The following is a 9806-nucleotide window of genomic DNA, read 5'->3' as shown; positions in this document are numbered from 1 at the left end:
GAGCTGCGCCATCTCGAAGATGTTGCGGCCGATCGCCTCCGATTGCCCGCGTTCCTCGGCACCGATGCCCGGGTAGGCCCCCGGCGTGTCGACCAGTGTGAACACCGGGATGCCGAACTTCTCGGCCAATTTCATCAGGCGCAGCGCCTTGCGATAGCCCTCGGGGCGCGACATGCCGAAGTTGCGCGCCGCGCGTTCCTTCGTGTCGCGGCCCTTCTGGTGGCCCACCACCATGCAGGCCTGGCCGTTGAAGCGCGCCAGGCCGCCGACGATCGACTGGTCGTCCGCGAAGGCGCGGTCGCCCTTCAGTTCCTGGAAGTCGGTGAAGATCTCGCTGATGTAGTCGAGCGTGTACGGACGCTGCGGATGGCGGGCGATCTGCGTGACCTGCCAGGGCGACAGGCTGGCGTAGACATCCTTCGTGAGCTGCTGGCTCTTCTTGCCCAGGCGGTCGATCTCTTCGGAGATGTCGACGGCCGATTCGCTTTGCACGTAGCGCAGCTCTTCGATCTTGGTTTCGAGTTCGGCAATGGGTTGCTCGAATTCAAGGAAATGGCGTTTGCTCATTTATCTTGATCCCTGTTCTTGAAGGAGGATGCCCTGCCCAACGATGGGGGCTGGCTTGCGGGCCGTCAATATGCCACGGCAAGCGGGTCGAGACTGCGCCAAATGTACCATGTGGCCACCGAGCGAAAAGGCGCCCAGGCGTCGCCCACTTCGCGGGCCTCGGCCCTTGAAACCGGCTCGCCGCTGAAGTAGTTGTGGCTGATGCCCTTGATGAGGCCGGGGTCGTCCAGCGGCAGCACGTTCGGGCGCATCAGGTGGAAGATCAGGAACATCTCGGCGGTCCAGCGGCCGATGCCGCGGATCGCGACCAGCTCGTCGACGATCGCCTCGTCGTCCATCTGCTGCCACTGGCGCACATGCACGCTGCCGGCCTCGAAATGCTGCGCCAGGTCGACCAGGTAGTCGACCTTGCGTGCCGACAGCCCGGCCTCGCGCATCTGCGTGGATTCGATCGCCAGCACCGCCGCCGGCTGGATGCGCTGCGAGCCGCCGTCGAGCAGCGCGGCCACGCGCTCCCACGAGGCCTGCGCGGCCGCCACCGAACTCTGCTGGCCGACGATCGAGCGCGCGAGCGTGGTGAACGCATCGCCGCGGCTTTGCAGCCGGCCTTCGCCGAACTGCGGGATCAGCTTGCGCATCACCCGGTCGCGCTTGACGAGGTGCCTGCACGCCTCGTCCCAATACTCGGGAGTGACGGAGCGCCCCACGGATCRGGCCTTCATCCAGGTCGTGCCTTGCGCGGAGTCCTGTAGCACGATGCCTTGCGCGAGCAGGTCCTGGCGGATGCGGTCGGCGAGCGCGAAATCGCGCGCCTTCTTCGCATCGGCCCGGGCCTGGATCTGCGCCTGGATCGCGGCGTCGTCGAGCGTGCTGCCGGCCTGCAGGTAGCTGCGCGCGTTCTGCTGCAGCAGCCCGAGCGTCGCGGCCAGCCCCTTGAACAGCGCCGCCTGTTGCGGCGAGCGGCTCTTGTTCAGCTCGGTCGCGAGCTCGAACAGCACCGCCACCGCTTCCGGCGTGTTGAAGTCCTCGTTCATCGCGGCGCGGAAGCGCGCGGCCTGCGGCTGCGCCCAGTCGACCGGCAGTTCGGGCACGTCGAGGTCGACCAGCGCGGTGTAGAGCCGGCGCAGCGCGTTGCGCGCGTCGTCGAGGTTGGCGGGGCCGAAGTTCAGCGGGCTGCGGTACTGCGTGCGCAGCATGAAGAAGCGCAGCGTCTCGCCGTCGTAGTGCTTGAGCACGTCGCGGATCGTGAAGAAGTTGCCGAGCGACTTCGACATCTTCTCGTTCTCGCCCTGCTCGTTGACGACGTTCAGGAAGCCGTTGTGCATCCACACGTTGACGAAGCGCTTGCCGCTCGCGCCCTCGCTCTGCGCGATCTCGTTCTCGTGGTGCGGGAACTGCAGGTCCATGCCGCCGCCGTGGATGTCGAACTGCTCGCCGAGCAGCGCGCAGCTCATCGCCGAGCATTCGATGTGCCAGCCCGGGCGGCCGGCGCCGAACTCGCTCGCCCACTTGGCGTCGTCGGGCTCGCTGGGCTTGGCGGACTTCCACAGCACGAAGTCGAGCGGGTCGTCCTTGCCGTCGAGCACGGCCACGCGCTCGCCGGCGCGCAGCTGGTCGAGCGACTTGCCCGACAGCTTGCCGTAGCCGTCGAACTTGCGCACCGCGTAGTTCACGTCGCCGTTCGGCGAGCGGTAGGCATAGCCCTTGCGCTCGAGCGTGGAGATCATCTGCAGCATCTGCGGCACGTACTGCGTCGCGCGCGGCTCGTGGGTCGGCGGCAGGATGCCGAGCGCGGCCACGTCTTCATGCATCGCGGCCGTCATCTCGTCGGTCAGCTGGCGGATCGGGATGTTGCGTTCGAGCGCGCGCCTGATGATCTTGTCGTCGATGTCGGTGATGTTGCGCACGTAGGTAACCTGGTAGCCCAGCGTGCGCAGCCAGCGTGCGGCGACGTCGAASGCCATCATSAWGCGYGCATGGCCGAYGTGRCASAGRTCGTARATCGTCATKCCGCACACATACATGCGCACATGGTTGGGTTCGATCGGCGTGAACACCTCGGTCTGACGCGACAAGGTGTTGAAGATGCTCAGGGTCATCGGCGGAGTGCTGCAGTGGAACCGCTCATAGGGCCTGGCCAGCGGGTCGAGGGGCTTGCAGCCATGGGGCTGCTATACAATTTTCGCAGTATAGCGGGCCGTATCCGCACCTCGTTCCGCCCCACGGCGCCCACCCAAAACCTCGCGGCCACCTGATGACTCCACGCTCTTCGCTCGTCGCCCTGGCCGCGTTCACCGTGTTCACGATCGCCAGCACCGCGCGGGCCGACGAGTACGGCGATGTCGACAGCCTGCTCGGCGCGGGCCGGCTGGCCGAGGCGAACCAGAAGGCCGACCAGTTCCTCTCCACCAAGCCGAAGGACGCCCGCATGCGCTTCCTGAAGGGCCTGGTGCTGTCGGAGCAAGGCAAGTCGAACGACGCGATCGCGGTGTTCGTGAAGCTCACCGAAGACCACCCCGAGCTGCCCGAGCCGCACAACAACCTCGCGGTGCTCTACAGCAAGCAGGGCCAGTACGACCAGGCGCGGCGCTCGCTCGAGGCAGCGATCCGCACCAACCCGAGCTATGCGACCGCCTACGAGAACCTCGGCGACGTGTACGCGAAGCTGGCGAGCCAGGCCTATTCGCGCGCGCTGCAGATCGACGGCAGCAGCACCGCCAAGGTGAGCCCGAAGCTCGCGATGATCCGCGACCTGTTCTCGCCGATGACGCGCTCAGAGCCACCGGTGGTGATCGCTGCGGCCAAGCCTGCACCGGCGCCCGCACCCGTTCCCGCCCCGCCGCCGGTCGTTGCAGCCGCGCCGAAGCCGGCTCCGGTGCCTGCTCCTGCACCTGCTCTTGCGCCTGTCCCTGCGCCCGTTCCCGCGCCTGCACCCGCCGCGGTGGCTTCTTCACCGGCCGCCGCCGAAGACACAAAGGTCGTACAGACCGCCGTGCTCGCGTGGGCCGCGGCCTGGGCGAGCAAGGACATGGACGCCTACTTCGCGTCCTACACCCATGATTTCAATGGTGGCAAGTCGCGCGCCGCCTGGGAGGCCGAACGCCGCGCCCGCATCACCGGCAAGCGCAGCATCGCGGTGAACCTGAGCGATTTCGACATCCGCGTGCAAGGCGACAAGGCCGTCGTGCAGGTGCGCCAGGCCTACAGCGCCGATGCGCTGAAGGTGTCCAGTCGCAAGCGGCTCGACCTGGTGCGCGTCTCCGGCCGCTGGCTGATCCAGAAGGAAAGCACCGGTTCGTGATCCGACGCCTGCGTGAGTGGTGCCGCCGCGCGGCACTGCCTGTCTGCCTGGCGCTGCCATGGGCGGCGGGCGTGGCCGTGGCCGCGCCGCTGAAGCCGGCCGTGGCACGCAGCGGCGTGGCCGCCGCGCCCGCTTCCCCCGAAGCCCGGCTGATCGACATCTACCAGCTGATCCGCGACGGCGATGCACGCCGCGCGCTCGCGCGGGCCGAAACGCTGACGCGCGACGTGCCCAACTTCCAGCTCGCCCAACTGGTGTACGGCGACCTGCTGCTGGCCCGCCGGCAGCCGCTCGAGGCGATGGGCGCGGCGCCCCCCGAGCTGGCCGCCTCGTCGCCCGACCAGCTCGTGCAGCTGCGCCAGGAAGCCACGCTGCGGCTGGCCGCGCTCACCGAACGCCCGCCGGCCGATGCCGTGCCGCGCCAGTTCATCGACATCCCGTCGAGCACGCGGCATGCGATCGCCGTCGACGCGAGCCGCTCGCGCCTGTACCTGTTCGCGAACGACGCGAAGGGCCTGCGCCTGGTTGCCGACCACTACGTCTCGCTCGGCCGGTTGGGCGTCGACAAGAAGGAGCAAGGCGACCAGCGCACGCCGCTCGGCGCCTACTTCATCACCAGCCGGCTGACGAACCAGCAGGTCGCCGAGTTCTACGGCCCTGGCGCGCTGACGCTGAACTACCCCAACGAATACGACCGCCGGCGCGGCAAGACCGGCGGCGGCATCTGGCTGCACGGCGTGCCGCCGGCCAACTTCGCGCGCGGCCCGCAGACCACCGACGGCTGCGTCGTGCTCRCCAACCCCGACCTGCTGCGCCTGCTGCGCGAGGTGTCGCCGCGGCGCACGCCGGTCGTGATCGCACCGAAGCTCGAATGGGTGGCGCGCGCGCAGGTCGCGCAGGAACGCGTCGCGGCGCATGCGATGGTCGAGCAGTGGCGCGTCGCGCGCTCGCAGGGCGACGCGCGCAAGCTGCTGAGCTTCTACTCGCCGCAGTTCCAGAGCGGCACCGCCGACCTGGCGCAGTGGTCGCAGATGGTCGACAAGGAACTGCAGGCCACGCGCGGGCGCACTGCCGAGCTGAAGGAGATGTCGATCCTGTCGTGGCGCGACGCCGGCGAGGTGCTGATCGTGACCTTCGGCGAGGTGCTGAGCGGCCAGCTGACCGGCCCGCTGAAGCGTCAGTACTGGGGCAAGGAAGGTGGACAATGGAAAATATTCTTCGAAGGAGTGATCTTGTGAGAACCCTCAAGTCATGGAAGCCGCTGCTGGTGACCGGCGCGATCGTCATCGGCGGCCTGGCCGGCAGCATGACGGCCCACGCACAGCAGAAGGTGAAGCTGGCCACGTCGCTCGGCGACATCGTGATCGAGGTCGATGCCGAGAAGGCGCCGAAGTCGTCCGCGAATTTCCTGCAGTACGTGAAGGACGGCCACTACAACGGCACCGTCTTCCACCGCGTGATCCCGAACTTCATGATCCAGGGCGGCGGCATGACGCCCGACCTGAAGGAAAAGCAGACCCGCCCGCCGATCCCGCTGGAAGCCCGCAACGGCCTGACCAACACGCGTGGCACCGTCGCGATGGCCCGCACGATGGACCCGAACTCCGCCACCGCGCAGTTCTTCATCAACCTGAAGGACAACGACTTCCTGAACGCCGCGCAATCGCGCGACGGCAACGGCTATGCGGTGTTCGGCAAGGTCGTCTCCGGCATGGAGGTCGTCGACAAGATCCGCGCCGTACAGACCGGCAACAAGGGCCCGCACCAGGACGTGCCGGTCCAACCCGTCATCATCAAGCAAGCCACGCTGGAGAAATAACATGAGCAAACTCGTCGACCTGGTCACCAACCACGGCACCATCCGCATCGAACTCGACGACGTGAAAGCGCCGCTGTCGGTCAAGAACTTCCTCTCGTACGTCGAGAAGGGCCACTACGCCGGCACGGTGTTCCACCGCGTCATCAAGGGCTTCATGATCCAGGGCGGCGGTTTCGAGCCCGGCATGAAGCAGAAGCCCACCGATGCACAGATCCAGAACGAAGCCGGCAACGGGCTGAAGAACGACCACTACACGCTCGCGATGGCACGCACCAGCGTGCCGCACTCGGCCACCGCGCAGTTCTTCATCAACGCGACCGACAACGACTTCCTGAACTTCAAGTCCGAGACGCCGTCCGGCTGGGGCTATGCGGTGTTCGGCAAGGTCGTGTCGGGCCATGAGATCGTCGACAAGATCGAGCAGGTGAAGACCGGCAACAAGGGCGGCCACAGCGATGTGCCGCTCGAAGACGTCGTGATCACCGAAGCCAAGGTGGTCTGACCCGCTCCTCTTTTCGCCTACCCGCATCAACCTCCTGCAGTACCGGGGTTCCATGTCGCGCCAGACCGCCGTTGCGCCGCCTCCCTTGCCCAGCCTCTGGGAGTACGCAGCGCCGGTCGACTGGCGCTGCGTGGACTTCATCTCCGACCTGCACCTGAGCGCCGACACGCCGCGCACCTTCGACGCCTGGTCGGCCTACCTGCGCACGACCGATGCCGATGCGGTGTTCATCCTCGGCGACCTGTTCGAGGTGTGGGCCGGCGACGACAGCCGCCACGACGAGTTCGAGGCCCGCTGCGCGAACGAGCTGGCCGAGGCGGCGTGCCGCCGCACGGTCGGCTTCATGGCGGGCAACCGCGATTTCCTGGTCGGGCTCGACATGCTGCRCGACTGCGGCGTGGTCGCGCTGCCCGACCCGACGGTGCTGCAGGCCTTCGGGCTGCGCGTGCTGCTGACGCATGGCGACGCGCTGTGCCTGGACGACACCAAGTACCAGCAGTTCCGCGCGCTGGTGCGCAGCGAGGCCTGGCAGCAGGATTTCCTCGCGAAGCCGCTCGACGAGCGCCGCCGCTTCGCGCGCGCGGTGCGCAACGAGAGCGAGCAGCTCAAGCGCCAGCTCCCGACGCCGATGGACTGGGCCGATGTCGACGGCGCCGCCGCGGTGCGCTGGCTGCATGAAGCGGGCGCGACGACGATGGTGCACGGCCACACGCACCACCCGGGGAGCGAGCCGCTGGCGCCGGGCATGCTGCGCCATGTGCTCAGCGATTGGGAGCTCGACCACCCGCCGCTGCGCGCCGAGGTGCTGCGCCTGAGCGCGCGCGGCTTCAGGCGCATCACGCCGCCAGGCGTGTCCCTGTGACCATGCCGCCAGGCGTGGCGCTGCCTTCCTGAGCCGCCGTGCTGGGGCGCCTGGCTTCGGCATGGCGGGGGTGGCGCGAGCGCCGCACCTTGGCGCGCCGGCCGATTCCCGATGAACTGTGGGCCGAGACGCTCGAACGCTACCCGTTCCTCGGCGACCTCGATGAGGCCGATGCCGCGCAGTTGCGCCGCTTCGCGACGCTGTTCCTCGCCGACAAGCAGTTCCACGGCACGCACGGCGTGGTCGTCAGCGACGCGATGGCGGTCGCGATCGCCGCACAGGCCTGCCTGCCGGTGCTCAAGCTCGGGCTCGACTGGTACGACGGCTTCGTGCTGATCGTCGTGCACCCCGACGAGATGCTCGCAAAGCGCGAGGTCGTCGACGACGACGGCATCGTGCACGAGTACGAAGAGGCGCTCACCGGCGAGGCGCCCGGCGCCGGGCCGATGACGCTGTCGTGGCGCGATGTCGCCGATGCGCAGGAAAACCCGGAGGACGGAAGCGGCTGGGCCTACAACGTCGTGATCCACGAGTTCGCGCACGTCATCGACATGCGCGACGGCCGCTCCGACGGCATCCCGCCGCTGCCGGACAAGCAGGCCCACCTGCGCTGGCGCGAGGTGATGCCGGCGAGCTATGAACGCTTCTGCAGCGAAGTGGATGGCGACGAGGACATCTTCATGGACCCGTACGCCGCCGAAGGCCCGGACGAGTTCTTCGCGGTCGCCTGCGAGACCTTCTTCGTCGCACCGCTCGACCTGCAGGCGTGGGACGCGCCGCTGTACGAGCTGCTGCGCGACTTCTTCGGGCAGGATCCGGCAGCGCGCTTTCCGCTCGCGGATCCGTCGATCACCTGACGCGCCATGAGAAACGGGGCCCGCAGGCCTCGTTCCGGATCACGACTCGCGAAGATCAGGCCGTCGCCGGCTCCGCCTTCGGCTTGTCGATCTTCTTCGCCGGCTGGATGTCGAGCACCGTCTTGCCGTCGGCGTCCACGTCCACCGTCAGGCGGCCACCGTCGACCAGGCTGCCGAACAGCAGCTCGTCGGCCAGCGCACGACGGATCGTGTCCTGGATCAGGCGTTGCATCGGCCGCGCACCCATCAGCGGGTCGAACCCCTTCTTCGCGAGCAGCTTGCGCAACCCGTCGGTGAACGTGACCTCGACCTTCTTCTCCGACAGCTGGCCCTCGAGCTGCAGCAGGAACTTGTCGACCACCCGCAGGATGATCTCTTCGTTCAGCGCCCGGAAGCTGACMGTCGCGTCSAGSCGGTTGCGGAACTCSGGCGTRAACAGGCGCTTGATGTCGGCCATCTCGTCGCCCTGCTCGCGGGAGTTCGTGAAGCCGATCGTCGACTTGTTCATCGTCTCSGCGCCCGCGTTCGTSGTCATGATGATGATGACGTTGCGGAAATCGGCCTTGCGCCCGTTGTTGTCSGTCAGCGTGCCGTGGTCCATCACCTGCAGCAGCACGTTGAAGACGTCCGGATGCGCCTTCTCGATCTCGTCGAGCAGCAGCACCGCATGCGGCTTCTTCGTGATCGCCTCGGTCAGCAGGCCGCCCTGGTCGAAGCCGACGTAGCCCGGAGGCGCACCGATCAGGCGGCTCACGGCATGGCGCTCCATGTACTCGCTCATGTCGAAGCGGATCAGCTCGATGCCCAGGATGAACGCGAGCTGCTTCGCGACCTCGGTCTTGCCGACGCCGGTCGGGCCGCTGAACAGGAACGAGCCGATCGGCTTGTCGGGCTTGCCGAGACCGGAGCGCGCCATCTTGATTGCTGCCGCGATCGCCTCGACTGCCGGCTCCTGGCCGAACACCACGCTGTTCAGGTCGCGGTCCAGCGTCTTCAGCTTGGAACGGTCGTCGTTCGACACGCTGGTCGGCGGGATGCGCGCGATCTTCGCGACGATCTCCTCGACCTCGTTGCGCGTGATGGTCTTCTTCTGCTTGCTCTTCGGCAGGATGCGCTGCGCCGCACCGGCCTCGTCGATCACGTCGATCGCCTTGTCGGGCAGGTGGCGGTCGTTGATGAACTTGGCCGACAGCTCGGCCGCGGCCTGCAGCGCGCCCAGCGCGTATTTCACGCTGTGGTGCTCCTCGAAGCGCGACTTCAGGCCCTTCAGGATCTCGACCGTCTGCTCGACCGACGGCTCGACCACGTCGACCTTCTGGAAGCGCCGCGACAGCGCCGCATCCTTCTCGAAGATGCCGCGGTATTCAGTGAAGGTGGTCGCACCAATGCACTTCATTGCACCCGAGCTGAGCGCTGGCTTCAGCAGGTTGCTCGCGTCCAGCGTGCCGCCCGAGGCCGCACCGGCGCCGATCAGCGTGTGGATCTCATCGATGAACAGCACCGCGTTCGGCTGGTCCTTCAGGTGCTTCAGCACGCTCTTCAGGCGTTGCTCGAAATCGCCGCGGTACTTGGTACCGGCCAGCAGCGCGCCCATGTCGAGCGAATACACGTTGGCATCGGCCAGGATCTCCGGCACGTCGCCCTGCGTGATGCGCCAGGCCAAGCCCTCGGCGATCGCCGTCTTGCCGACGCCGGCTTCACCGACCAGCAGCGGGTTGTTCTTGCGGCGGCGGCACAGGATCTGGATCACGCGCTCGACCTCGAGCTCGCGGCCGATCAGCGGATCGATCTTGCCGTCACGTGCCAGCTGGTTCAGGTTCTGCGTGAACTGGTCGAGCGGCGATCCCTTGCCCTCGCCCTCGTCCTTCTCGCCTTCGGCGCTCGGGCCGCCCTCGCTC

9 protein-coding genes and 1 pseudogene are annotated in these 9806 nt (G+C 67.5%); 6 read left to right on the top strand and 4 right to left on the bottom strand.

The genetic code is table 11. The features are described 5' to 3' along the window. From AC1D12_RS14745 to cysS, 3 genes and pseudogenes are all read right to left on the bottom strand, one after another. On the bottom strand, window positions 1-567 hold a 567-nt coding region (locus AC1D12_RS14745), incomplete at its 3' end, for a carboxyl transferase domain-containing protein (protein ID WP_477841168.1). Between the two features lie 65 nt (window positions 568-632). Further along, entirely contained in the window at window positions 633-1205 is a 573-nt protein-coding gene (locus AC1D12_RS14740) for a DNA-3-methyladenine glycosylase family protein (RefSeq protein WP_082004540.1), read from the bottom strand. A gap of 75 nt (window positions 1206-1280) precedes the next feature. Beyond that, window positions 1281-2666, bottom strand: a pseudogene (gene cysS, locus AC1D12_RS14735) (cysteine--tRNA ligase); the annotation flags it as partial. A 155-nt stretch (window positions 2667-2821) separates the two neighbouring features. On the opposite strand from cysS, the gene AC1D12_RS14730 reads away from it, so the two are divergent. From AC1D12_RS14730 to AC1D12_RS14705, 6 genes are all read left to right on the top strand, one after another. Then, a complete protein-coding gene (locus AC1D12_RS14730; RefSeq protein WP_477841166.1) occupies window positions 2822-3868 on the top strand; it encodes a tetratricopeptide repeat protein in 1047 nt (348 codons plus the stop codon). Then, entirely contained in the window at window positions 3865-5106 is a 1242-nt protein-coding gene (locus tag AC1D12_RS14725; protein ID WP_477841164.1) for a L,D-transpeptidase family protein, read from the top strand. The genes AC1D12_RS14730 and AC1D12_RS14725 overlap by 4 nt, the downstream gene beginning before the upstream one ends. Window positions 5107-5174: 68 nt before the next feature. Then, entirely contained in the window at window positions 5175-5687 is a 513-nt protein-coding gene (locus AC1D12_RS14720) for a peptidylprolyl isomerase (protein WP_477841170.1), read from the top strand. A gap of 1 nt (window position 5688) precedes the next feature. Beyond that, window positions 5689-6189, top strand: coding sequence for a peptidylprolyl isomerase (locus tag AC1D12_RS14715; protein ID WP_047508857.1), 501 nt, complete (start codon window positions 5689-5691; stop codon window positions 6187-6189). Between the two features lie 52 nt (window positions 6190-6241). Beyond that, window positions 6242-7051, top strand: coding sequence for a UDP-2,3-diacylglucosamine diphosphatase (locus tag AC1D12_RS14710; RefSeq protein ID WP_477841162.1), 810 nt, complete (start codon window positions 6242-6244; stop codon window positions 7049-7051). 38 nt (window positions 7052-7089) lie between these two features. Next, window positions 7090-7908, top strand: a complete 819-nt coding sequence (locus tag AC1D12_RS14705) for a M90 family metallopeptidase (RefSeq protein WP_477827180.1) — start codon at window positions 7090-7092, stop codon at window positions 7906-7908. 55 nt (window positions 7909-7963) lie between these two features. On the opposite strand, the gene AC1D12_RS14700 is transcribed toward AC1D12_RS14705, so the two are convergent. Then, window positions 7964-9806: AAA family ATPase (locus AC1D12_RS14700; protein ID WP_477841160.1), on the bottom strand; the 1843-nt coding region annotated here is incomplete at its 5' end.

The sequence above is a fragment of the Rhizobacter sp. P1_G5 genome (assembly GCF_056405435.1).
The sequence above is the reverse complement of the archived record's forward strand: the minus strand, read 5'-3'. Positions and strand labels throughout refer to the sequence as shown.